General features: G+C 67.5%; 23 protein-coding genes. 8 read left to right on the top strand and 15 right to left on the bottom strand.

Features of this window, described 5'->3' with window-relative positions; translation table 11 throughout:
- Window positions 1–98: 98 nt before the first annotated feature.
- The 4 genes from AB0L97_RS13220 to AB0L97_RS13235 all read right to left on the bottom strand — a co-directional run bounded on the left by AB0L97_RS13220 (window position 99) and on the right by AB0L97_RS13235 (window position 5,121).
- On the bottom strand, window positions 99–2,153 hold the full coding sequence (locus AB0L97_RS13220) for a 5-oxoprolinase/urea amidolyase family protein (RefSeq protein ID WP_364428639.1): 2,055 nt from the start codon (window positions 2,151–2,153) through the stop codon (window positions 99–101).
- Window positions 2,150–2,764, bottom strand: coding sequence for an urea amidolyase associated protein UAAP2 (locus tag AB0L97_RS13225; RefSeq protein ID WP_356963787.1), 615 nt, complete (start codon window positions 2,762–2,764; stop codon window positions 2,150–2,152). Before AB0L97_RS13225 ends, AB0L97_RS13220 begins: the two co-directional genes overlap by 4 nt.
- A complete protein-coding gene (locus tag AB0L97_RS13230) occupies window positions 2,761–3,513 on the bottom strand; it encodes a DUF1989 domain-containing protein (protein ID WP_364428643.1) in 753 nt (250 codons plus the stop codon). Before AB0L97_RS13230 ends, AB0L97_RS13225 begins: the two co-directional genes overlap by 4 nt.
- A gap of 72 nt (window positions 3,514–3,585) precedes the next feature.
- Window positions 3,586–5,121: an amino acid permease gene (locus AB0L97_RS13235; RefSeq protein ID WP_364428646.1), complete on the bottom strand. Its 1,536-nt coding sequence runs from the start codon at window positions 5,119–5,121 to the stop codon at window positions 3,586–3,588.
- A gap of 220 nt (window positions 5,122–5,341) precedes the next feature.
- On the opposite strand from AB0L97_RS13235, the gene AB0L97_RS13240 reads away from it, so the two are divergent.
- The 3 genes from AB0L97_RS13240 to AB0L97_RS13250 all read left to right on the top strand — a co-directional run bounded on the left by AB0L97_RS13240 (window position 5,342) and on the right by AB0L97_RS13250 (window position 6,923).
- On the top strand, window positions 5,342–6,016 hold the full coding sequence (locus AB0L97_RS13240; RefSeq protein WP_364428649.1) for a TetR/AcrR family transcriptional regulator: 675 nt from the start codon (window positions 5,342–5,344) through the stop codon (window positions 6,014–6,016).
- Between the two features lie 121 nt (window positions 6,017–6,137).
- On the top strand, window positions 6,138–6,548 hold the full coding sequence (locus AB0L97_RS13245) for a hypothetical protein (protein ID WP_364428652.1): 411 nt from the start codon (window positions 6,138–6,140) through the stop codon (window positions 6,546–6,548).
- Between the two features lie 24 nt (window positions 6,549–6,572).
- Entirely contained in the window at window positions 6,573–6,923 is a 351-nt protein-coding gene (locus AB0L97_RS13250) for a hypothetical protein (protein WP_364428655.1), read from the top strand.
- A 185-nt stretch (window positions 6,924–7,108) separates the two neighbouring features.
- Here AB0L97_RS13250 and AB0L97_RS13255 read toward each other — a convergent pair whose 3' ends face one another.
- Window positions 7,109–7,687 carry a hypothetical protein gene (locus AB0L97_RS13255; protein WP_364428658.1) on the bottom strand — a complete coding sequence of 193 codons (579 nt, stop codon included), beginning with the start codon at window positions 7,685–7,687 and terminating at the stop codon, window positions 7,109–7,111.
- A 12-nt stretch (window positions 7,688–7,699) separates the two neighbouring features.
- On the bottom strand, window positions 7,700–7,909 hold the full coding sequence (locus AB0L97_RS13260; RefSeq protein ID WP_355074723.1) for a hypothetical protein: 210 nt from the start codon (window positions 7,907–7,909) through the stop codon (window positions 7,700–7,702).
- A 796-nt stretch (window positions 7,910–8,705) separates the two neighbouring features.
- On the opposite strand from AB0L97_RS13260, the gene AB0L97_RS13265 reads away from it, so the two are divergent.
- The 3 genes from AB0L97_RS13265 to AB0L97_RS13275 all read left to right on the top strand — a co-directional run bounded on the left by AB0L97_RS13265 (window position 8,706) and on the right by AB0L97_RS13275 (window position 11,187).
- Complete coding sequence (locus tag AB0L97_RS13265; RefSeq protein WP_364428662.1) at window positions 8,706–9,614, top strand: helix-turn-helix transcriptional regulator; 909 nt, start codon at window positions 8,706–8,708, stop codon at window positions 9,612–9,614.
- The gene (locus AB0L97_RS13270) at window positions 9,598–9,819 is read left to right on the top strand and encodes a DUF397 domain-containing protein (protein WP_364428665.1); all 222 of its coding nucleotides are present in this window, start codon (window positions 9,598–9,600) and stop codon (window positions 9,817–9,819) included. Before AB0L97_RS13265 ends, AB0L97_RS13270 begins: the two co-directional genes overlap by 17 nt.
- A gap of 207 nt (window positions 9,820–10,026) precedes the next feature.
- Window positions 10,027–11,187 carry a UDP-N-acetylglucosamine--N-acetylmuramyl-(pentapeptide) pyrophosphoryl-undecaprenol N-acetylglucosamine transferase gene (locus AB0L97_RS13275; RefSeq protein ID WP_364428668.1) on the top strand — a complete coding sequence of 387 codons (1,161 nt, stop codon included), beginning with the start codon at window positions 10,027–10,029 and terminating at the stop codon, window positions 11,185–11,187.
- A 7-nt stretch (window positions 11,188–11,194) separates the two neighbouring features.
- On the opposite strand, the gene AB0L97_RS13280 is transcribed toward AB0L97_RS13275, so the two are convergent.
- The 3 genes from AB0L97_RS13280 to AB0L97_RS13290 are packed head-to-tail and all read right to left on the bottom strand — an operon-like array spanning window position 11,195 to window position 14,257.
- Complete coding sequence (locus AB0L97_RS13280) at window positions 11,195–12,310, bottom strand: DegT/DnrJ/EryC1/StrS family aminotransferase (RefSeq protein ID WP_364428671.1); 1,116 nt, start codon at window positions 12,308–12,310, stop codon at window positions 11,195–11,197.
- The gene (locus AB0L97_RS13285) at window positions 12,294–13,274 is read right to left on the bottom strand and encodes an ATP-grasp domain-containing protein (RefSeq protein WP_364428674.1); all 981 of its coding nucleotides are present in this window, start codon (window positions 13,272–13,274) and stop codon (window positions 12,294–12,296) included. Before AB0L97_RS13285 ends, AB0L97_RS13280 begins: the two co-directional genes overlap by 17 nt.
- Window positions 13,271–14,257: a dTDP-glucose 4,6-dehydratase gene (locus tag AB0L97_RS13290; protein ID WP_364428677.1), complete on the bottom strand. Its 987-nt coding sequence runs from the start codon at window positions 14,255–14,257 to the stop codon at window positions 13,271–13,273. The genes AB0L97_RS13285 and AB0L97_RS13290 overlap by 4 nt, the downstream gene beginning before the upstream one ends.
- A 178-nt stretch (window positions 14,258–14,435) precedes the next feature.
- On the opposite strand from AB0L97_RS13290, the gene AB0L97_RS13295 reads away from it, so the two are divergent.
- The gene (locus tag AB0L97_RS13295) at window positions 14,436–15,929 is read left to right on the top strand and encodes a peptide deformylase (RefSeq protein WP_364428680.1); all 1,494 of its coding nucleotides are present in this window, start codon (window positions 14,436–14,438) and stop codon (window positions 15,927–15,929) included.
- 152 nt (window positions 15,930–16,081) lie between these two features.
- Here the strand turns inward: AB0L97_RS13295 and AB0L97_RS13300 are convergent, their stop codons facing one another.
- The 6 genes from AB0L97_RS13300 to AB0L97_RS13325 form a co-directional block, all read right to left on the bottom strand.
- The gene (locus AB0L97_RS13300; RefSeq protein WP_364428683.1) at window positions 16,082–16,612 is read right to left on the bottom strand and encodes a hypothetical protein; all 531 of its coding nucleotides are present in this window, start codon (window positions 16,610–16,612) and stop codon (window positions 16,082–16,084) included.
- 89 nt (window positions 16,613–16,701) lie between these two features.
- Window positions 16,702–17,502, bottom strand: coding sequence for a family 1 encapsulin nanocompartment shell protein (locus tag AB0L97_RS13305; protein WP_364428686.1), 801 nt, complete (start codon window positions 17,500–17,502; stop codon window positions 16,702–16,704).
- Window positions 17,499–18,557: a Dyp-type peroxidase gene (locus tag AB0L97_RS13310; protein ID WP_364428689.1), complete on the bottom strand. Its 1,059-nt coding sequence runs from the start codon at window positions 18,555–18,557 to the stop codon at window positions 17,499–17,501. Before AB0L97_RS13310 ends, AB0L97_RS13305 begins: the two co-directional genes overlap by 4 nt.
- Before the next feature lie 57 nt (window positions 18,558–18,614).
- A complete protein-coding gene (locus AB0L97_RS13315) occupies window positions 18,615–18,941 on the bottom strand; it encodes a cupin domain-containing protein (RefSeq protein ID WP_355074712.1) in 327 nt (108 codons plus the stop codon).
- Window positions 18,942–19,126: 185 nt separating this feature from the next.
- Window positions 19,127–19,627 (bottom strand): dihydrofolate reductase, encoded by a 501-nt coding sequence (locus AB0L97_RS13320; RefSeq protein WP_355074710.1) that lies wholly within the window; start codon window positions 19,625–19,627, stop codon window positions 19,127–19,129.
- On the bottom strand, window positions 19,624–20,451 hold the full coding sequence (locus tag AB0L97_RS13325) for a thymidylate synthase (RefSeq protein ID WP_364428694.1): 828 nt from the start codon (window positions 20,449–20,451) through the stop codon (window positions 19,624–19,626). Before AB0L97_RS13325 ends, AB0L97_RS13320 begins: the two co-directional genes overlap by 4 nt.
- A gap of 108 nt (window positions 20,452–20,559) precedes the next feature.
- Between AB0L97_RS13325 and cobF the strand changes: the two genes are divergently transcribed.
- On the top strand, window positions 20,560–21,303 hold the full coding sequence (cobF, locus tag AB0L97_RS13330) for a precorrin-6A synthase (deacetylating) (protein ID WP_356963799.1): 744 nt from the start codon (window positions 20,560–20,562) through the stop codon (window positions 21,301–21,303).
- The last annotated feature ends 19 nt before the right edge of the window (window positions 21,304–21,322 follow it).

The raw sequence follows: 21,322 nt of genomic DNA on the forward strand, positions 1-21,322 counted from the left end.
GCGCAGAAATCACACGCAGTTCGTAACCTGCGCTCATAACTCAATCGGTGAGCTCCTGCGCAGATAGCACACATGGTTCGCGACCCCTGCGCCATAACTCAACCCGTGAGCTCACCAGCCGAGCGCCAGGAATTGCGTTCCGCGGTGAACGCTTCCGCCTGCTTCGCGCGGAAAGCGTCGATGGATCGGGCGTTCTCGGCGAGGAACGCCCGATACTCCGCCAGGCGGAATTCGCCGTCCTCGGCTCGCACCCGCACGTCGCCCGCGGCGAAGTCGGCGCGCAGGTCGAGCAGTTCCTCCGCTTCGACGGGATACCAGCGGATCCGGTCGAAATACCGCAGTAGCCAGGGTGTTTCGACGCCCGCTGCGGCCCGGTCGGCGCCGGGAGGAACCGGGCCCGCACCGGCTCGGTGATTCCACACCTGCGTGGTGCGTCCGACGAACTGATATCCGCCCGGCCCTTCCATGCCGTAGATGCACAGATAGGCGCCGCCGATGCCGACCGCGTTCTCCGGTGTCCAGGTGCGGGCGGGGTTGTACTTGGTGGTGACCAGCCGGTGCCGTGGATCGGTGGGTGTGGCGACCGGCGCGCCGAGGTAGACGTCGCCGAGGCCGAGAACCAGGTACTCGGCTCCGAACACGGTGTCGTAGACGTCCGCGACGGAAGCCAAGCCGTTCATGCGGCGGATGAACTCGATGTTCCACGGGCACCACGGCGCATCGGCGCGCACGCCGTGCATGTAGCGGGTGATCGCCTCGCGCGTGGACGGATCGTCCCAGGACAGCGGCAGATGAACGACCCGGCTGGGCACCACCAGCTGAGCGGAGGCGGGCAACTGCGCCTCCGTCTCGGCGAGCAGGTCGAGCAGCGCGGTCACGGACAGCACGTGCGGGTCGACCCGGATCTGCAACGAACGGATGCCGGGGGTCAGCTCGGTCACGCCGCGCACCCCGGCGGCGAGCAGGTGCTGGTGCAGCGCGTGCACGCGGGCGCGCAGGCCCAGATCCAAGGTCATGGAGCCGTATTCGACGAGTACGCCGTCGTCGCCGGCGCGACGGTAGGTCACCGCGGTCTCGTCGTCGGCTTCGCAACGGCGCAACACGCCGTCGTCGCCGTCGCCGCCCGACGAGAGCACCGTCGGCCACCCGGCCCGGCGCGCGAGCCCGAGTTCCCGGATCGAGGCCGCCCGGTCACCGCGGACCGGCACGAATCGCACGCGGTCGCCCGGCGAGAGCTGCCCGAGCTTCCAGCGGTCGGCCGCCACGACGGTGACCGGGCAGACGAAACCGCCGAGGCTGGGTCCGTCCGGACCGAGCAGAATGGGCGTGTCACCGGTGAAGTCCAGCGCGCCGACGGAATACGGGGTGTCGTGGATATTGGACGGGTGCAGTCCCGCCTCGCCGCCGTCGGTGCGGGCCCATTCCGGTTTCGGCCCGATCAACCGGACACCGGTGCGGTCGGAGTTGAAGTGCACCTCGTAGTCGGTGCCGACGACGGTCTCGAAGTCGGCGCGGGTGAAGAACTCGGGCGCACCGTGCGGGCCCTCGGTGACGGCGAGTTCCCAGCGCCGGGTCAGCACGGGTTGCTCGTCCATCGGCACGGCCGCCGTGACGCGGCCGTGGTGGGTGCCGAGCGCGAGCGACTCTCCGGCGCGCAACGCGGCGCCGGTGCCGCCGCCGAAGCGGCCGAGCGTGAAGGTGGCTGCGCTGCCGAGGTATTCGGGCACGTCGATACCGCCGGCGATCAGCACGTAACAGCGCATCCCCGGTCCGCGCACCGCGCCCACGTCCAGCACACCGCCCGCGGGCACCCGTACGGTCCGCCACTGCGGCACGGCGACGCCGTCCACGGTCACCTCCGCCGGAGCGCCGGTGACGCAGACCCAGCCCGGTGCGGTGAACCGCAGCGCGGGGCCGCCGAGGGTGCATTCCAGTCCGGCGGCGCCCTCGGCATTGCCGAGCGCGCGATTACCCAGACGGAAGGACAGATCGTCCATCGGCCCCGACGGCGGGACGCCGATGTGCCAATACCCGACCCGGCCCGGCCAGTCCTGCACGGTGGTGAGCATGCCGGGGCGAACGACCTCGATCCGGCCGGGTCGCGCGGACTCGTCCTGCGCGACCCGGGCCACCGGTAGCTCGGCGACGGTCATCGCGACACCACCATGCGCACCGGGGTCGGGTCGAAGCCGTTGCAGGGGTTGTTGATCTGCGGGCAGTTCGACACCAGCACCAGCGTGTCGATCTCGGCGCGCAACGTGACCCGTTTGCCCGGCGCGGACAATCCGTCCACGATGCCCAGCGTGCCGTCCGCCTCGACCGGAACGTTCATGAACCAGTTGATATTCGACACCAGGTCGCGTTTGCCCAGGCCCCAGCGCAAGGCCTCGGTGAGGAAGTTCTCCACGCAGGCGTGCTGGTGGCGGGTGTGGTGGCCGTAGCGCAGAGTGTTGGATTCCTGCGAGCACGCGCCCGCGATGGTGTCGTGGTTGCCGACCTCGTCGGCCACCACCGTCATCAGTGCCGTGCCCGTGTCGGTGCGCAGCACGCTGCCGGTGGTGAGGAAGATGTTGCGCTGGGCGGTGATCGTGGCCTGCGCGCTGTAGCGTTCGGAGTGATCGGCCGCCGAGTACAGCAGGCAGTCCACCGCCTGGTTGCCGTGCAGATCGATGATCTCCAGGTATTCGCCCGCCCGGACCACCGCCGACCAGGGCGAGCGGGCGGGGACGGTCTCGTCGAGCACGATGGCGCGTGCCGTGGTCATGCGGTTGCCTCCAAGGTCAGCGCGGCGGTCCAGGCTTGTTCGGTGTTCTCCAGTGCCCGTCGGTATTCCGGGTCCTCGTTGCCGGGTGCGGCGAGGTCTTCCGGTGCGGCCCACGCGACGAGGTCGAGGTCGGTCGCGGGCCGGTCGTCCAGCGGATGCGCGGAGTTGGCGACCAGCACGGTGACCGGCAGGTGCACCAGCAGATCCACGGAGGAGCCGGGGGCGGCGCTGCCGGTCGAGACGAGCGCGCCATCCCGCGCGACACGCACGCCGCGGAAGAACGAGACCGTCGGCCCGATGTCCCGTGGTTCCAGGCCGTGTTTGGCGCCCGCGAGGCGCAGCGAGTGCCGGGCCTGGTCGGTGGGTCCGCAGAGCGTGTCGTGGTGGCCGGAGGTGTCGGCGAGTACGGTCGCCAGCACACGGCCCTGGTCCGACAGCAGCGGGTGACCGCCGCCCAGGTACGCCTGCCACGGCACCTTGACCGTGTCGGCGACGTTCAGGCGCTCCCACGGCGCTTCGGCGCGCACCAGCAGCAGGTGCGCGCAGGCCGCGCCGTGCGGGTCGGAGAGGCGGACGCGGGTGCCGCGTCCGAGCGCGATGTTCGCGTAACCGCCCGCCGGAATCCGCTGGGCGAAGGTGATCTTCGAGGCGGGGATGTCGGCGGGGAGCGCGGGATTCGCGATCGTCGCCGCCGCGGCCTGCGCCCGTGCGTGCGCTCGCGCGCCGGAGGTGTCCGCAGTGCTTGTCACGATGATTCCTTTCGGATGCCGAATGTGGGGAATGCGGCGGTGCCTGGCAGCGCACCGCCGCATCGAAGGCGCTCAGGCCGGTTGCGGTGCGGGCTCACCCGCGGTGACGCCGCGCGACCAGCCGACCACGAAGCGGTGCACCACGACGCCGACGGCGAGCACCAGCAGCACGAAAAGCGGTGCGGCCCAGAGCATCCACCAGCCGCCGCCGGCCGGGGCGTATACCTCCGCCCGTGGCCAGGCCAGGTTCACCACCATCGCGACGCCCCAGGCCACGGCGAGCGCGTTGACCGGAATGCCGAACCGGCCCAGGCCGAACAGCCGCGCGTCGGTGCCCGCGTCCGGCAGGCCGGTGAACCGGCGGATCAGCAGCGGCACCGTCACCAGCAGGTAGGCCAGGTACAGCGTGACGATGCAGACGCTGGCCAGCGTCGCGAAGATGGCGGCGTTGCCGAGATTCAGCACCAGCAGGCCGATGCCGAGCGCGCCGATCACGATCGCGGGCAGCACCGGCGTGCCATAACGCGGGTGCACCGCGGCGAGCCTGCGGGCGAACGGCAGCTTCCCGTCCCGCGCCATGGAGAACATCAGCCGCGAGCCCGCGGTCTGGATAGCCAAGGTGCACACGGTGATCGCGACCGCCACGCACCCCAGCAGCACCTTGCCCGCCGGGCTGTCCAGCTTCGCGGTGAGCACGTAGGCCAGGCCGTCGGAGGCCAGCGCGCCATCGGACAGGCTCGGCGCGGCCATCAGCGCGCCGAGCAGCATCAGCCCGCCGCCCAGCGCCGAGACCGACAGCGCGGTGAGAATGGTGCGCGGCGCGACCCGGCGCGGGTTCTTGGTCTCCTCGGAAAGCTCACCCGCGGAGTCGAATCCGACCATGACGTAAGCCGCCATCAATCCCGACACCAGGAACGCGGCCCAGTAGGGACCCGGCGCGGCTTGGTCGGTCTCCAGTACCACGCCGGGCCCGCGCTCGGTGTGGGTGAAGAACAGCGCGACGATCGCCAGCACGCCGACGATCTCGACCGTGACGCCGATCGAGTTGATCCGCGCCATCAGGTCGATGCCGATGACATTGATCAGCGTGGTGACCACCAACAGGATGCTGCCCAGCAGCGCTGCGTTGGTCGCGCCGGACGACGAGGTGAGCGCGGTGTCGGTGCCGACGAGCTGGAATCCGCTCCAGATCGACGGCAGCACCACTTGCAGGGCGATCGCCGCCGCGGCGGCCGTGACGATCTGCGCGATGATCATCATCCAGCCCGCGAACCAGCCGACGAGTTCGCCGCCGAGCCGCCGGGACCACTGGTAGATGCAGCCCGAGATCGGGTAGCGCGCGGCAAGTTCGGCGAAGTTGAGCGCGACGAGGAACTGTCCGGCGAACACGATCGGCCAGGTCCAGAAGAAGGCGGCTCCGCCGAACGAATAGCCGAAGCCGAAGAACTGGAAGATCGTGGTCAGGATGGAGACGAACGAGAAGCCTGCCGCGAAGGAGGCGTAGCGGCCGAGCTTGCGGTGCAGGACGGGCTGATAGCCGAACCTGGCGAGGTCGGCGCTGTCGCCGGTCAGGTCGGGCGGCGGGGTCTGGGCGAGCGTGGTGGCCATGGGCGGTCCTTCGGCGTGCGGCCAATAACTATCAGACGACAGTTTTGCCGCCGCGATCGCGCTTTCGGTGACCTGCGTGTATCGCTTTCGAGACCTTGGGTAACTTCTGTGTTGCGGCTATTTCTATCAAGTGACAGAAAACGCACGGCGTGCCGTCGGCCAACTGAGCGCTCGACCACCGCGCCGGACCATCCCCACGCCGACCTGCCAGAATGAACCCGTGGCAAACCTCGGGCCCGGACGGCCGCGTCTCGAACAGCGACGCAGGCGCGGATCGACGCCGCGCGCCGAGATCCTCGACGCCGCAGGCGAACTGTTCACCACCAACGGGTACGCCAACACCTCCACCCGCGCGATCGCCGACGCCGTCGGCATCCGGCAGGCCTCGCTCTACCACCACTTCGCCGCCAAGGACGACATCCTCGACGCGCTGCTCGCCGAAACCGTCGCCGCCCCGATCGAACTGGCCGAGCGCCTGCGCGCGGCGTCCGAACCAGTGCCGGTCCGGTTGTACGCGCTGGCACTGTTCGACGTGCGGCAACTATGTGCGTCCCGCTGGAATCTCGGTGCGCTGTACCTGCTCCCGGAACTGCGCACCGAGCGCTTCGCCGCCTTCCGCCTGCGCCGCGACGAATTGCGCGGACATTACGAGACTTTGGCCGCGCAGGTGCTGGCCGAGGTCGGCGCGGTGAGCGTGCCGGGTACGCAGTTGCTGCCGTTCCGGTTGGTGGAGACGGTGATCAGCATTCGCTCCGACGAAGGAGCCGCGCCCAGGTACGCCGAGCGCACGATCCCCGGGGCGGTACTGCGCACGCTCGGCTGGCCCGGAGATCTCGACCCGATCCGGGCCGAGGCGATCGTGCTGCTGGACCACCTGGCGATGCCCAACCCATGACACGGTACGGCTACCGATTGCGCTCGATCCCCCGGCTCCGATCCTGGCTGTGCAAATAACCCCGCACGACCGACGGAGCATGACCCGGCGACTCCCGCACCGCCGCCGACGGCGGTTCCGCTTGACCGAGCCCCAGAATCTTCACCACCTCCGGTGGTATTCCGCGCGCTTGCAGCCGCGCCAGATGTTCCGCGCGTTCCTTCTCGGCTGCCGCGCGTTGCTTGTCGGCTGCCGCGCGTGCCTCGGCCGCCCGTTCCCCAGTGACGGCGGCCGATCGCTCCTGGTGCTGGTCGGGCGCTGGGAATTCCCGCGCGAGCCGCTCGGCGGCCTCACGTGCAACCCGTGCACGCTCGGTTTCCGGCGCATGGGGTACTTGCCTGGCTCGTTCGGCTTGCTCCTGGACCTGCCTGGCGTGTTCGGCTCGCTGGGGAGCTTCCGCCCGGCCACGCTCGGCAGCTTCTCGGAACTGCTGCACTTTCCGAAAACCTTCGGCTCGGTCTCGCGCCCGCATGATTGCACGTATCTTCGGTAGCCGTTGGCGGGCGCGGTTGGCGCGGTGCAGCTCGTATCTTGTCTTCAATTCGAGCTGACGAGCATCCTTTTCGCGGCCCAATCCTTTGGCGAATGCCGCAAGAGCCTGTTCCCGCGTCAACTGTTGGTGAATCACCCTGTTGCCGAATTCTTGCTTCAGCGCGGCCAGCAACTTCTGGTACTTCGGCGACATCTGCTCACCCGCGACGGTCCGAATCAGGAGAGATTCGATCTCGCGTTTCGCGAGCAGCTCCCGGTCCTTCTGCAGCTCCCGGAGATCGTTCTTACTGCCTGTCTGGCCCGATTTGTCCTCGATGGCGTGAATCCGGCCTTGCTCGTCGGCTCTGGCTTTGTCGTAATGCCGTGGACCCAGTGATGTATTTTACCGGTCCGGCTGCTGCACATAACCGTTCTGACGGTCATTGAAAAGGTGTTCTATGCCGTTCTCGAAAATCCGCCCGCGAGCTGGATTGTCGAATTGTTCTCGGATTCTGTCGTACTCATCAGGCATGACAGCATCCACCCCCGAATTCTGGAAATACTCGAGTAAGGAGTTCTCGGCTACTTGCCGTTGTGTGACGACGAGTATTCTTCTGCGAATTCCCGCAACATCTCCGCCATACCGGAGAACATCCCGCCATCGGCCGGGTCGTAGTCCTCGATCATGAGTTTCATCAAGCCGTACGCGGTGTCACCGTCGGTGTCGAATCCGTATTCGAGCAGTGGATTGATGTGATCGTAGAATGCCTTATCGCGACCGAACCATTGGTAGTCCTCCCAGTGTGCGCCTGCGAACCTGATGAAAAGTTCGCCCAGGAAACATATGAAGGCGTCAGCAATGTCGGCGTTCTCCGGAGCCATCGCGGTAACCAAATCCGGGAACAGCTCGGCAATCACCGAATCGAGCCGCTCAACCTCCGCCGAGTCTTCCGGCCACGGCTCCGAAGGAATCTCACGGATTCCTGCATAGTCCATGAACTTCTGGACCTGCGCCGCGCGGCGGTCCGGGTCGACCCATTTACCCCATTCGGTCTGCTCGACGGGTACGCCGAGATCCATGGTCAACTGCTCGTCATTCCCCACGCCCAGCTCCTTCTCGTCATGGCCCGAACAGGTCAGTGTCGCGCGTACACCGGTCACGGGACAAGAACCTCATCGCTCCAAGTACAACTTCTCGTTCGGTAACCTAGGCCAGCCCTCGGCGCTATCAGGGAGTATGTGCGCCGCGTCGACGTAGTGGCGTTTCCGGTGGTCTTCGATGAACGTCAACGCGGCAGTAAGGCAGGCCGTGAAGTCGAGCCGGACGCCGTGCAGGAAGACGGACAGATGCACATCAGGATCGTTCGGCAGCGGAGAAGTCATCGCGTCTCGCTTCCGGTCATCGCCTACCCGGACCGACACACGCCCGAATGGACTCGACCACAACCATTCCGGACGGACGGTACCTGTCCCGGGGTGTCTCTATCCAATGCCTGACAGCGCCGGACTCAACTGTGGGTGACGGCAGTGCCACAGTGCCGCCCTCCCGGACAATCGACACGTCGAGCCGGAACATCTCCGCGAAAAGCTCGGTGTCGTCTGGAAAATCGGGCCGCACAATGTAGGTCCACCTGTTCGAGCGAGGATGCGCCACAATCGGCCCCATGGCATCCCGGCGGCGCTGCATGACTTGCCTGACGGCTCGCCCTAACGGAGCGGGCATGGTCAACGCTCCAACGTACGACGCGCGCATGATGATGCGCCCCAGCTCGGGTGGGTCGATTACAGCGGGCAAATCACACATGCGCCGGTAAAAGTGGCAGCGAGACCGGGGTGTGTCCCCGAAAGGTATGGTTTCCATCCGTTTCAGATCTTTTGGACAGGCTGGGCGGTGTGGATCTGCTCGGATTGCCACTCATGTAGGGCGCTCAGAAACCGCTCGAGAACATCGGCAGGGACATCGGCCAACGGCGTGGCAGGCCGCGAGAGGAAGGGGTTTCGATGTGGGAGCGCATTATTCGCCATGCGAACAGGATGTTGTGAAGGGTCGACGTTCGGTACGCGACTTGTTCGGTTCACGAAACCCGCGCGAAAGCGCACCAAGTCTTCCGCTGATCGAGTTATCCTCCTTCCGTTGCGAAATGAAGCTGCATCGCAGAGCGGAAGGGGGTCGCAAGGGGTGAACGAAGAAGACGACGGGCCAGAGGACGCCGAAACCAGTCTGCCGCGTCGACAGTTGGGCCGTTTGCTTCGAGAGGCGCGGACGGCGGCGGGTCTGAGTCTGGAAGTGGCAGCGCGGACACTCGGCTGGGGTAACGCAACCATCAGCAGACTGGAGAACGGCCGCAACAAGAAGGTCAGGGTGACCGACCTTGACGCCCTGGGCGGACTGTACGGGGTCGACGAGGAAGACCTTGTGGCGTGGAAGGAACTTGCAGGACAGGCTCCGGTCCGGTCCTGGCTGCGAACGTACAGTGACTTGCTGGACCCGAAGTTCAACACGTATGTCGAATTAGAATCCGCGGCAAGTGAATTGGATATGTTTCAGCCGCTGATCTTTCCCGGTCTTCTCCAGACCCACGACTACGCGCAGGCCATGAACCGAGCCAAACAGCCGCGAGTTCCGGACGAGGGATTGGAACGGCTGGCGGCAGTTCTGGCGCGACGTCAGCATCTGCTCACGCGGCCCCGGAACCCATGCAAGCTCACCGCCGTGATCCATGAGAACGCACTGCGGACAATCATTGGCGACGGGCAGGTGATGGCTGATCAGTGCAGGCACGCTGCGGACATGAGTACGCTCGACAACATCGAGCTGCGCATACTCAGGCAACAAGCTGGCTTGCCGATTGGCAGGCTGGTTACCCCATTCATCGCGATGACCTTCCCGAAGGACTCACAAGGAAAGCCGGTAGAACCTTCGGTCATCTACGCCGAGAGCTACACGGGGGATACGTATCTCGAGAAGCGCGAGGACGTGCAACGCTGTCGGCACACGTTTCGCGCGCTGATCGGGGCGACGATGGATGCTCGTTCGAGCCGCACACTATTGCGAGAGATGGCTAGGAGTTATGACAGTGAACGCTGAAGTCGACCTGACGGGGGCGAAGTGGTTCAAATCACGCCACAGTTCGGGGGACAGCGGCGAATGTGTGGAGGTCGCACACCTTGACGGAGGCATGGTTGGCGTTCGTGACTCCAAAAATCCGACCGGCCCGGCGCTGATCTTCACCCCAGGCGAGTGGGACACGTTTACCGCCGTCGTTGTCGATGGCGAGTTCGAGCGCTCATAGACGAAACGGAAGCCCCGCCCCTTCGCTGAGACGCAGCCCGTCGAATGACTATCTGCCGCAACTACTGCAATGGCGGCCTGCCCAGAAGACTCGTGTCTGGAGCAAAGCTACGCCGCCCGGACATATACGCGCTTGTGAGGGGCCGGGCCAGCTCCGATTGAACGGCCTACCTGGTGGCAGACTCGAGCGCGTTGTGAGAGCCCGATCATGGAAGGCGGCGTCGTGCGGGTAGCGATAGCGGGTGGTGGTACCGGAGGGCACGTTTTCCCTGCGCTCTCTGTTGCGCGAGAACTGCGCGCCGGTGCAGATCAGGTGCAGGTGCGGTGGTTCGGGCAGGCGGACTCGCTCGAACAGCGGACCGCGGCTGCCGACGATATCGATTTCACCGGGGTGGCAGTGGGAAAGCTGCGCCGGGACCGCAACCCGCTACGGATGTTGACCCGCGCCAATGCCGTCGACATGGCGCGGGTACCGGTCGGTGTGGCGCAGGCGGTGCGCCGGTTGCGCGCGTTCGCTCCGGATGTCGTACTGACCACGGGCGGCTATGTGGCCGTGCCGGTCGGTATGGCTGCTGGCGTTCTGCGGGTTCCGTTGGTAGTGCATGAGCAGACGGTTGGGCTGGGCCTGGCGAACCGGGTGTTGGCGCGGGCCGCGACCGCGGTGGCGGTGACCTCCGAAGCGACTGTCGCGGTGTTGCCGCCGCGGGTGGCCGTACGCGCGGTGGTCACCGGCAACCCGGTCCGTGAGGCGGTACTCGCTGGCAGTGGTCCTGCGGCGTTGGACCGGTTCGGGCGCGGGTTCGACCGGGGGCTGCCGACCGTGCTGGTCACCGGCGGTGCGCAGGGCGCCCACCAAGTCAATACCGCTGTCGTCGGGGTGCTGAAGTCGCTGTTGGGTCAGACCAACGTGATTCACCAGGCCGGCGCTGCGGACCTTGCAGCGTTGCGGCAGACGGCGGCCGCGTTGCCTGGCGAGCTGGCCGGTCGGTACTACGTCACCGACTTCATCGACGGTGCGGGGATGGCGGATGCGTTGGCGTTGGCTGAGGTGGTGGTGTGCCGTGCTGGCGCAGGCACGATCGCCGAGTTGACCGCGTTGGGTAAACCCGCGGTGCTGATCCCACTGGCGTCGTCGGCCGGTGGCGAGCAGGTGCGGGCGGCGCGGCTACTCGCCGAGGCCGGGGCCGCGATCACGGTGTCGGGCGCGGTTACCGGGGAGCGTGTCGGCGCGGCCGTCGTCGGGCTGCTGACTGATCCGGACGCCCGCGCCCGGCTGGGCAAGGCCGCGCGGGAGTTGGGGCGCCCGGATGCGGGACAGCGCCTAGCTGGGTTGGTGCGCGCCGTCGCCATCGGCGAGCCGGTCAGGTAGCTGCGGGTTACGGCGCGCCAGCCAGTGCCGTCACGACGGTGGTGACGTCGGTGTCGGTCATGGCGAGGTGAAACGGCAACGACAGCAACTCCGCCGCGGAGTGCTCGGTGGCAGGCAGACGGCGGTGCCAGCGCTCGAAGGCAGGCTGGGTGTGGTTGGGCGGGTAGTGCACACCGACCCCGATGCCGGCCGCCTTCATCCGCGCGAACACCTGGTCACGGTCACGCACTCGCACGACCAGGTTGAAGGGCACCGTGTGGTCTATATCGACGTCGACGAGACGCACCTCCTCGAGGTCGGCGAGCGCGCGAGCGTAGCTGCGCCATAGGGCCATTCGCCGATCGATGACGTGGTCGAAGTGAGCCAGTTGAACTCGGCCGACCGCGGCGTGCACGGCGGACAGGTGATACGGCAGACCGAATCCGTTGACGCGGTAGTCGGTGGTGCGAATGCGGGTCAGCTGTGTGGCGCGGATGCCGAGTGTCCGCATGGTACGCAGCCGTTCGGCTTCGCGGCGGTCGCGGGCCACCACCGCGCCGCCCTCGATCGAGGTGATGTTCTTGATCGGGCCGAACGAGAAGCAGGTGAGCTGGCCGGTCGCACCGACCCGGCGCCCATCATGGTGTCGGGAGCCGAAGGCGTGGGCAGCGTCTTCGACCACGGCTATTCCCCGTTCGGCCAGCCGGAGTTCGGTCAGGTCGACAGCGCGGCCGCCGTAGAACACCGGGAGCACCGCGCGGGTGTTGACGGTGATCGCGGCCTCGACGGTTTCGGGGGTGACGCATTGGGTGGCGGGGTCGATGTCGGCGAAGCGCGGCACTCCGCCGGCGGCGCGGATGGCGTGAATGGTGGCGCAGAACGTTTGGGAGGGGACCACGACTTCGTCGCCGCGCCATATCCCAACTGCCATCAACGCCATGTGCAGGGCTGCGGTGCCGCGATGGGTCGTGACGACGTCGGCGACGCCGAGGAACGCGGCCAGTTCCTGCTCGAAGAGTTCGGTTTCGGTGTTGTGCCCGTACTGGCCGGCCTCCAGCGCGGCGGCGAGGGCAGCAGTTTCCGGGCCGTGCAGGTACGGGGCGGCGTTGCGGGCGACGGCCGGAGAGTCAGTCGGCGTGAGCATCACGGTCTCCTGTGGTGGTGACAACGGCGAGGGTGTCGACGTATTTGGTGAGCCTCACCCCGGGGCGGTAGGTGAGTCGGTCGTAGTCGATCGGCCCACCGAGCAGGGCAGCAAGGTATTGGCCCGTCAGGTCGGCGCCGGCGGCTTCGGAGGCCAGAAACGCACCGGCGGGCCGTGCGTTGACCTCGGTGATCTGCGGGCCGGTATCGGTAGCGAAACCCTGCACGCAACACCACCCGCGGATTCCGACCGCGACTAGGGTGGCGCGCACGAGGGCATTGATGTCGGGGTCGGTGAAGGTGCTGGTCACGATCGACAGCCCGCCTTTGGTCAGCAGCCGCCACCGCAGGATGACACCAGCTCGGCCGTCGTCGCCGACGAGACAGTCCGCGGTGAATTCGGTGCCGATGATCCGGGTTTGCACGATCGGGTCCTCGATCAGCAGGCAGGCCGCGCGCGCTCGGTCACGGCCCCGACAAGCCAGGACGCCACGTGATCCCTGGCCCCGACGGGGTTTGACGACGAACTCCCCACCGGAGGGCGCGTCTTCGAGCTGTTCGGGCAGCCACGTTGCCGGGTGTGCGACGCCGACCGCCGCGAGTGCCTCGGCGAAGGTGGCTTTGTCCCGGCAGGCGGTGACTGCCGAACTCGGTGGCAGCCAGGTCCGCGTGCCCAGCGCGTACATTCCGGCGGTCATCTCGATAAGCGCAGGCAGCTCAGCTTCGACGGTGGGGGCAACCGCGTCGACGGCCTCGGTGTCGCACAGCTTCATCAATGCCGGCCCGTAGTGGGGGTCCTCGACATGCGGGCCCAGCCGCGGTTCGATCCCGTCCAGTAGGAACCCGTTGGCCAGCGGGTCAGCGTCGACGCCGATGACCGTCGCGCCGAGCTGACGCAGGCGCCGCGCCACGTCGAAACCGGGCTGGCCGCCGACACCGGTGACCAGGACCCGTGCCTCGCTCACCGCTGGACACCGGCGCCGGTGCGGGCGGCCAGCATCGGCGCCCACAGGTCGGCATTGGCGCGATACCAAGCGATGGTCTCGGCTAGCCCGTCTTCGATGCTGAGCCGGGGCCGGTATCCCAGCCGCGCGATCTTGTCCCAGGTCATCGCGTAGCGGCGGTCGTTGCAGCGGCGATCGGGTACCCGGATGACGCGATCCCAGTCCGCGCCCATCGCGGCCAAGATCAGCCCGGTGAGGGCTTCGTTGGTCAAATCGGTTCCACCACCCAGGTTGTAGACCTGCCCCGGAGTGCCGTGGCGGCGCACGAGCTCCAGGCCCGCGCAGTTGTCGGCGACATGCAGCCAGTTCCGCACATGCTGTCCGTCGCCGTGCAGCACGATCTTGGTTCCGTGCAACAACGAGGTGATGTGGGCAGGGATGATCTTTTCCGGGTGCTGATGCGGGCCGTAGTTGTTCGACGAGCGAGTCACACACACCGGCACGCCGTGAGTCCGGTAGTAGGACAACGCGATCAGGTCCGCAGCGGCCTTGCTCGCCGCGTACGGCACGGTCGGCGCCAGCGGGGCATCCTCGCTCGCGGCACCTTCAAGTGCGGGCCCGTACACCTCATCGGTGGACACATGCACCACCTTGGTGATCCGATGTCGGAGGGCGGCATCGATAACCGTCTGCGTGCCTGCCACATTCGTGGCGATGAACCGCGCGGCCTGAGCGAAGGAGTGATCGACGTGCGACTCCGCGGCCAGGTGGACGATTTCGTCGTGTGAAGCCGCCAACTCGTCCACGAGGGCGGAGTCACCGATATCGCCGGTAACCAGACGCAGCCGCGGCGAGAGCATCGCGGCGCCGAGGTTCTCCGCGTGCCCGGCGTAAGTGAGTGCGTCGAGCACAGTGACCTGCTCGACGTCATCGTGGCCGAGTAGATGCCGGACGTAGTGCGAGCCGATGAAACCCGCGCCCCCGGTCACCAGGACTCTGCTCATGTTGTGCCTCCCCGAATCGTATTGGCCGCGAACCACCCCAGGGCAATCAACGGGTCAAGCCGGAGGCGGGTCGCTGGGTGTGCAATTTCCCCATGGATGCAGGGTGTTTCGTCAGAGTGGGCGCATACTCACGGGGTACTCACGCACATGCACACCCCGCGCGAACAGGAGCACGACAGTGACCCCGGCCGAAACCTCGCCCGACAATGCCGTGACGCAGGTCAATGCCTTCGCGCTCGAGTTGCGCCGCTGGCGCGATGTCCGTGGCCTGTCACGCCGGGCGCTGGCCGCCAAACTCGGCTACAGCCGCCCGTATGTGTCCAAGATCGAATCCGGCACCGAGAAGCCATCCCGAGAGTTCGCCGCCTGCGCCGAGTCGGCCCTTCAAGCCGGTGGGGCACTGCGCGCCGCGTTCGAGGAGTTCCGCGCCTACCGCTCCGCCGTCACCCGTCCGGCCGCTGTCGATCTCAGCGACGCTGCCGGGTCACTGGTGGTTGATCACGACGATGCGAGCTTGTCCTTCGACGGGCACACCTACCGGCTGCGCCAACGGCGGCGCCTGATCAACGGCGGCTCCGAACCGATCACCCGCTATCTGATCCGGATCTCGGTCGACCGCCACCCCGGCGACCCCGAGCGATCCAACCAGCTCTATCAGGAACACCCACTGACCTGGGACGAGATCGACTTGCATGCCTGGCACGGCGAACACCGCGCCGAGCCCATGGCCTGGACCGCGCACCATGACCGCGATGCGTTCAAGGAAGTTTGGCTGATGTTCAGCGAACTCGATGGTGGCCGCCACTTTCCGCTCTACCCCGGCCATGCCTGCTGGATCGAGTACGAGTACACCGTCTCAGAGGCTCACTGGGGCAACTGGTTTCAGCGCGCGGTCCGCCTACCTACCAATCGCCTGTCGGTGCGGTTGGACTTCCCCGCCGCGCTCGAGCCCTCGGTCTGGGGGCTCCAGACCTCGATGGCGGCCGAAGGTCAGCCGTTCCGCACACCCATTTCCCATCAAGTGGACCAGGAACGCCACATCTATGCCTGGTCCACCGATGATCCGCCGCTGCATGCGCGCTACCGCCTCGAATGGGACTTCCGCGGACGCAGCGACGACGAACGCACCCCACCGAGCAAGGTCATGGCTGGCCTGGGCATCGCGCAGGAAGGTGACGAGATTCTGCGCCAGGTCGCGCGCCCGTTCGATCTGCCGGCCGAAGCCGAAGACGCGCGCCGCGTCGTGGCCGAACTTAATTCAGCCGCCGAACGTGTAGCCCAGGCTCACGTATTCGGCAAGGGAATGGGCATCGCCGCGCCCCAGATCGGCATCAGCCGTGCCGCAGCGATCGTGCGAACCCCCATGGGAGACGTCATCACCCTGTTCAATCCACGCATCGTCGAAACCAGCGGGGAAGACGAGCAATACGAAGGATGCTTGAGTTTCTTCGACCTGCGCGGGCGGGTACCGCGCCCGTTGACCATCCACGTGGAGCACACCAATATCGACGGCGACACCCGGATCACCGTGTTCGATCGCGGCGTTGCGCGCCTGGTCGCTCACGAGGTCGACCACTTGTACGGACGGCTCTACCTCGACCACATGAAGCCGGGTTCCGAGCCCATCTCCGTTGAGAAGTACCGAGGCACCGGCACGAACTGGACCTACTGATGCCGACGCCTCCCACCACGAACTGAACCTGGTCTTCACCGTCCCTGTGACCCCGGGGGCGGCGGGAACGTATTCGGCTCCTGGTGGGGGCGTGAAGGGTCGGTGCCGCCGAGGATATTGGACGTCCCAGATCTATCGACCGGTCGCCAACCTCAGTGCGTCGGCGGCGCGATCTGCCAATGCTCCTGCAACGCCCCCGCGATCTGCGGCAGCACCGTCACCGGAATCCGCTTGTGGCGCAGTATCGCCCGGATCTCCGTCACCTGGTCGCGTTTGCGCAGGTCGTACGCTCCCGCGACCGGGCGGACCACCGGGGGAATGGACAACAGCACCAGTTCGCCGTGGGGTTCGTCGCCGCCGATGAGGTCCAGCGCCAGCGACCATCGGGCGCGCTCGTCCAGGGTGAAGCGCCCGGCCACCACGCGGTCCCACGAGATGCGGGAGATCGTCCACGGCTTGCGCCGGTAGATGGCGTGATCGGTGAGCACGACGGCGTCCCGGGTGAACAGGGCGACCAGCACCGCGATACCGACGACCGCTCCGGCCAGCAGGCCGGTGAACACCCGGTTCACCCCGAACGCGGCGACGAACGAACCGCAGATCGTGACGGTGGCAAGGATGCCGAGCACGCTGTAGAACACGGCGCGCTGCGTCGGAACGACACCCGCCCGCACCGTTGTCATCTCACCTACCTGTTCATGGCGCATATCCGGCCACCGTACCGTCTCGCGCTCCGGCCGCGCACCTGGCCGTTCCCAGATGTGACCGGCGCTCAGAGGGTCAGCGGGACCGCGGCCTCGGCCGTGTACACCAGGAACGTCAGGCTCTGCTGGAAGTACAGCTGCACCGACGTGCTGTCGTGCGTCAGGTAGCCGATGGACAGGTCCTGGCCGATGCGCAGATCGAAGTCGCCGCCGCGCGTGGTGAGCACGATCGCGCCGTCGATGGCGGGCGCCCAGATGATCTCCCCTTCCGGGATGAGGCGCTCGATATGCGTGCGGATCATGTGGCCGTGGTCGGAGGTCTCGCTGACCGCGGTGTACAGATCGGCGCTGAGCAGCACCGAGTACGGTCCGTCGACACCGGCAAGCCGCAGCGCGGTCAACGCCTGCGCGATCGACTCGGGGACCAGACGGGTGTCGCTGGGCAGCGTGATCGGATCGTTGGACGAGCTGGCGCGGATGCCGGTGATGTGCGCGGCCGTATAGCCCTCGAAGATCGCCCGGTCCTCGGCGAACGCCATCTTCTTCGCGGCGTCCTTCACCGGGTCCAGGTCGGCGTCCTGCGCGCCGCGCTCCACGTTATCGAGTTCCTCGCGGGAGAGCGTGAACGGCACCCGCAGTTCGACCAGCGGCGCGACCACCCGCTGACGGGCGAACACCCCGGCGTCCGGCGAATCGATCGCCGAGGTGTGCCCGGTGCCCACCGCCGAGTAGTCGACGCCGTGCGGGCCGGACAGGTCGACGACGCGCCGGCCCGCGATGTGCCGCTTGAACGTGCGCGTCGCCTCCTCCTCGATGGCCGCCCACGCCTCGGAGGTGATCGGCGCTAGTTCGCGATGGAGGTTGTTCATGACCGGATGCTCCTTTTCAACGAGCCGATACCGAGGGCGCCGTCGCCCGCGGGCGCGGCGATGCCGGGCGGATCTGCGGGACCAGCGCCGTCGGTGTCCACGGACACCGCGGATTCCGCCGCCTCCCACGGCGCAGGCGGCAGATCGTCGAGGAAATCGACGGTGGGTGCGAAGAACGAGGTGCCGGTGTGGGCGACGGAGAAATCCAGGATGCGGTCGTAAGCGGCCTCGTCGGTGCCGAGGAACATCCGGGTGAGCATGCGTTCGGTGACGCTCGGCGTGGCCGCGTAGGCGATGTAGTAGGTGCCGAACACGCCCTCGCGCACGCTGCCGAAGGGCATGTTGCCGCGCAGGATTTGGCGTTCGGTGCCGTCCGGATCGATCAGCGTGTTGACCTCGACGTGCGAGTCGGCCGGCTTGATCTCGTCGGGGAGTTCGAAGTCGTCCAGTTTGGTGCGGCCGATGACGCGCTCTTGCTCTTCCACCGACAGCGCGCGCCAGTCCGCCAGCGGGTGCGTGTACTTCTGCACGATCACGTAGCTGCCGCCGGTGAAGTCCGGGTCCTCCTCGCCCACCAGCGCCGCCGCGTAGGCCGCGCGACCCTCCGGATTCTCCGTGCCGTCCACGAAACCGAGCAGATCGCGCTGCTCGAAGTAACGGAAGCCGACCGTCTCGTCCACGATCGTTCCCGCACCGGCCAGCCGATCGCCGATCGCCATGGCCAGCTCGAAACAGGCGTCCTGCACCTCGGACTTGATGTGGAACAGCAGGTCGCCCGGCGTCGCGGGCGCGGTGTGGCGTGCGCCGACGTAACCGGGGAACGGATGCAGCTCAGCCGGTTTCGGGCCGGCGAACAGGCGGTCCCATGCGTCGGAGCCGATCGAGGTGACGCAGGTGAGGTTCGCGCCCGGCAGGCGGAAGCCCACCGAGCGGCGCAGGCCGGTGATATCGGCGAGCAGGTCGCGGACCGTCGCTTCGCCACCCTCGTCGATCGTGGCGACCAAGAAGATCGCGGACGGTGTGAGCGGTTCGAGGATCGGCTGCGGCTCACCCATGATCGACACCCTAATGCCCGACCGGTCCGGCCGGGCTACGGACCCGCATCGTGGTGGCTACATCGCCACCGTCAGCAGGAACGCGACGTCGTCGATCGCCTTGACGCTGTGGCGCGCCTTGGGTATCACGATCAGGTCGCCCTCGGAGCCTTTCCATTCGTTGGCGCCGCTGAGCAGCACCAGGGTGCCGCTGAGCACCTGCAACGTGGCTTCGCCGGTGTTGTCGTGTTCGGCCAGGCTGTGCCCGGCCGTCAGGCCGACCACCGTTTGCCGCAGCGTATGCGTGTGGCCGCCATAGATTGTCTGTGAACTGCGCCCGCTCGTGGCGAGGGCGGCCAGCTTCAGTTGCTGGCGCGCTACCGCAGTCAGCGATTTCTTTTCCATGGACCGCCTTTCGCAGAGCACCACAGCCGGTGCCGGGCTGGTGGCAACGGCTCGAGGCGGGCGACCGGACGCGGGTCCGGCCGCCCGCATATCGAGGAGTATGCCCGAGTCCGTCGCGGCGCGGGCCGGGTTCGACCGTCCCCGCCCGTGGGGGCGGCGTTCGCGGAGCCTCTTGGCGTGGCGCGCTAGGCGGGCCGCCGGGTGTAGTGCCGGATGCGGTAGCGCAGGCCGGTGGCCGAGGTGCGCCACGGCTCCGGGTCGTCGGGCCGCCACTGCGGTCCGATCGACGGCGCGAAGGCGTCGCCCTCGACCGCGGTATCGATCTCGGTGACGCGCAGGTCGGTCGCGAACTCGAGTGCGGCGCGGTAGATCTCGCCGCCACCGGCCACCCAGACCGCGTCCGGGGCGCACTTGGCCAGCGCCTCCGGCACCGATGACGCCCGCTCGGCGCCTTCGGCCGACCAGTCCGGCTGTCTGGTCACCACGATATTGCGCCGCCCGGCCAGCGGCCGGAACCGCGGCGGCAGCGAATCCCAGGTCCGTCGGCCCATCACCACGGGATGTCCCCAGGTGACGTCCTTGAAGTGCGCCATGTCCTCCGGCAGCCGCCAGGGGATGGTGTTGCCGGACCCGATCACCCCGTCCAGGGTCTGCGCCCAGATCAGCCCGACCGTCCGCTCGCTCACACCGCCACCGGGGCCTTGATGGCCGGATGGTGCCGGTAGTCGATCACCTCGACGTCCTCGTAGCGGTAGTCGAACAGCGTCGGCGCGGGATGCAGCCGCAGCGTGGGGAACGGGTAGGGGTCGCGGGCGAGTTGCTCGGCGACCTGGTCCAGGTGGTTGTCGTAGATGTGGCAGTCCCCGCCGGTCCAGATGAAGTCACCGGGCGCCAGCTCGGTCTGCTGGGCGACCATGTGGGTGAGCAGGGCGTAGCTGGCGATGTTGAACGGCACGCCGAGGAACAGGTCGGCGCTGCGCTGGTAGAGCTGGCAGGACAGCTTCCCGTCGGCCACGTGGAACTGGAAGAACGCGTGGCAGGGCGCCAGCGCCATCTTGTCCAGGTCGGCGACGTTCCACGCCGAGACGATGATGCGCCGGGAGTCGGGGTTGGTGCGCAGCGTGTGCAGCACCTGGGAGATCTGGTCGATGTGCGTTCCGTCCGGCGCGGGCCACGATCGCCATTGCACGCCGTAGACCGGGCCGAGTTCGCCGTGGGCGTCGGCCCATTCGTCCCAGATGGAGACGCCGTGCTCGCGCAGCCAGCCGATGTTGGAGTCGCCGCGCAGGAACCACAGCAACTCGTAGACGATCGACTTGAGGTGGACCTTCTTCGTGGTGATCAGCGGGAAGCCCGCCGCGAGGTCGTAGCGCAACTGGTGGCCGAAGACGCTGCGCGTTCCGGTGCCGGTGCGGTCGGCTTTCTTCGTGCCGGACGTCAGCACCAGTCGCAACAGGTCCTCGTACTGGGTGTCGGGAGCCGATGCCGGATCGAGCGCGTCATGAGCCACGTCTGGCAACTCTAGTCTTCGTGCTCGCACACTCGGCGAGCCGATCGGGCGCGTCCCTGGCCACGCCTGACGACGGTGGCCCGCCGCGGCCCTGGCAAGCTCGAGCCCATGCGCAAGCTCTACGTGATCGGCATCGGTGCAGGCGACCCCGACCAGGTCACCGTGCAGGCGGTCAAGGCGATGCGGCAGGTCGAGACGTTCTTCGTCATCGGCAAGGGGGAGGCCAAGCGGGAACTGGTCGACGTGCGGACGGCGATCTTGGCCGAACACATGGATCGGCCGTACCGGATCGTGCCGATCGCCGATCCGCCGCGGGACCGTACGCCCGCCGACTACGTGGACGTGGTCGACGACTGGCACGATCGCCGCTCGGCACTGCTGGAATCGGCGTTCGCCGCGGCCGACGGCGTCGGCGGCATCCTGGTCTGGGGTGATCCCGCGCTCTACGACAGCACGCTGCGGATGATCGAGCGGGTGCTCGCCCGCGGCGTGGTGCGTTTCGACTACGAGGTGATTCCCGGCATCACCAGCGCGCAGGCCCTGGCCGCCCGGCATCGGATCGTGCTGCACGGCATCGGTGAGCCGGTACGCATCACCACCGGCCGTCGCCTGCGCGACGAGGGACTCGGCGCGGAGAACGCCTTGGTGATGCTGGACGGCGACTGCTCGTTCACCACGATTTCGGCCCCCGACGCGCACATCTGGTGGGGCGCCTACCTCGGCATGCCGGACGAGACGTTGATCGAGGGGCCGCTGTCGGAGGTGAGCGAGGAGATCGTGCGCCGCCGCGCCGAGCTGCGCGACCGGAAGGGCTGGATCATGGACATCTATCTGCTGCGCCGCGGGGAGTGAGCCGCCCGCTGCCGTGTGC

The sequence above is a fragment of the Nocardia sp. NPDC051911 genome (assembly GCF_040681035.1).
GTDB lineage: Bacteria > Actinomycetota > Actinomycetes > Mycobacteriales > Mycobacteriaceae > Nocardia > Nocardia sichangensis.

Bases quoted from the DNA above. Each gene is read 5' to 3' on its own strand.
- AB0L97_RS13220 (WP_364428639.1), bottom strand. From the start codon at position 2,153: ATGACCGTCGCCGAGCTACCGGTGGCCCGGGTCGCGCAGGACGAGTCC.
- AB0L97_RS13225 (WP_356963787.1), bottom strand. From the start codon at position 2,764: ATGACCACGGCACGCGCCATCGTGCTCGACGAGACCGTCCCCGCCCGC.
- AB0L97_RS13235 (WP_364428646.1), bottom strand. From the start codon at position 5,121: ATGGCCACCACGCTCGCCCAGACCCCGCCGCCCGACCTGACCGGCGAC.
- AB0L97_RS13260 (WP_355074723.1), bottom strand. From the start codon at position 7,909: ATGACTTCTCCGCTGCCGAACGATCCTGATGTGCATCTGTCCGTCTTC.
- AB0L97_RS13270 (WP_364428665.1), top strand. From the start codon at position 9,598: ATGACAGTGAACGCTGAAGTCGACCTGACGGGGGCGAAGTGGTTCAAA.
- AB0L97_RS13275 (WP_364428668.1), top strand. From the start codon at position 10,027: ATGGAAGGCGGCGTCGTGCGGGTAGCGATAGCGGGTGGTGGTACCGGA.
- AB0L97_RS13280 (WP_364428671.1), bottom strand. From the start codon at position 12,310: ATGCTCACGCCGACTGACTCTCCGGCCGTCGCCCGCAACGCCGCCCCG.
- AB0L97_RS13290 (WP_364428677.1), bottom strand. From the start codon at position 14,257: ATGAGCAGAGTCCTGGTGACCGGGGGCGCGGGTTTCATCGGCTCGCAC.
- AB0L97_RS13300 (WP_364428683.1), bottom strand. From the start codon at position 16,612: ATGACAACGGTGCGGGCGGGTGTCGTTCCGACGCAGCGCGCCGTGTTC.
- AB0L97_RS13305 (WP_364428686.1), bottom strand. From the start codon at position 17,502: ATGAACAACCTCCATCGCGAACTAGCGCCGATCACCTCCGAGGCGTGG.
- AB0L97_RS13310 (WP_364428689.1), bottom strand. From the start codon at position 18,557: ATGGGTGAGCCGCAGCCGATCCTCGAACCGCTCACACCGTCCGCGATC.
- AB0L97_RS13315 (WP_355074712.1), bottom strand. From the start codon at position 18,941: ATGGAAAAGAAATCGCTGACTGCGGTAGCGCGCCAGCAACTGAAGCTG.
- cobF (WP_356963799.1), top strand. From the start codon at position 20,560: ATGCGCAAGCTCTACGTGATCGGCATCGGTGCAGGCGACCCCGACCAG.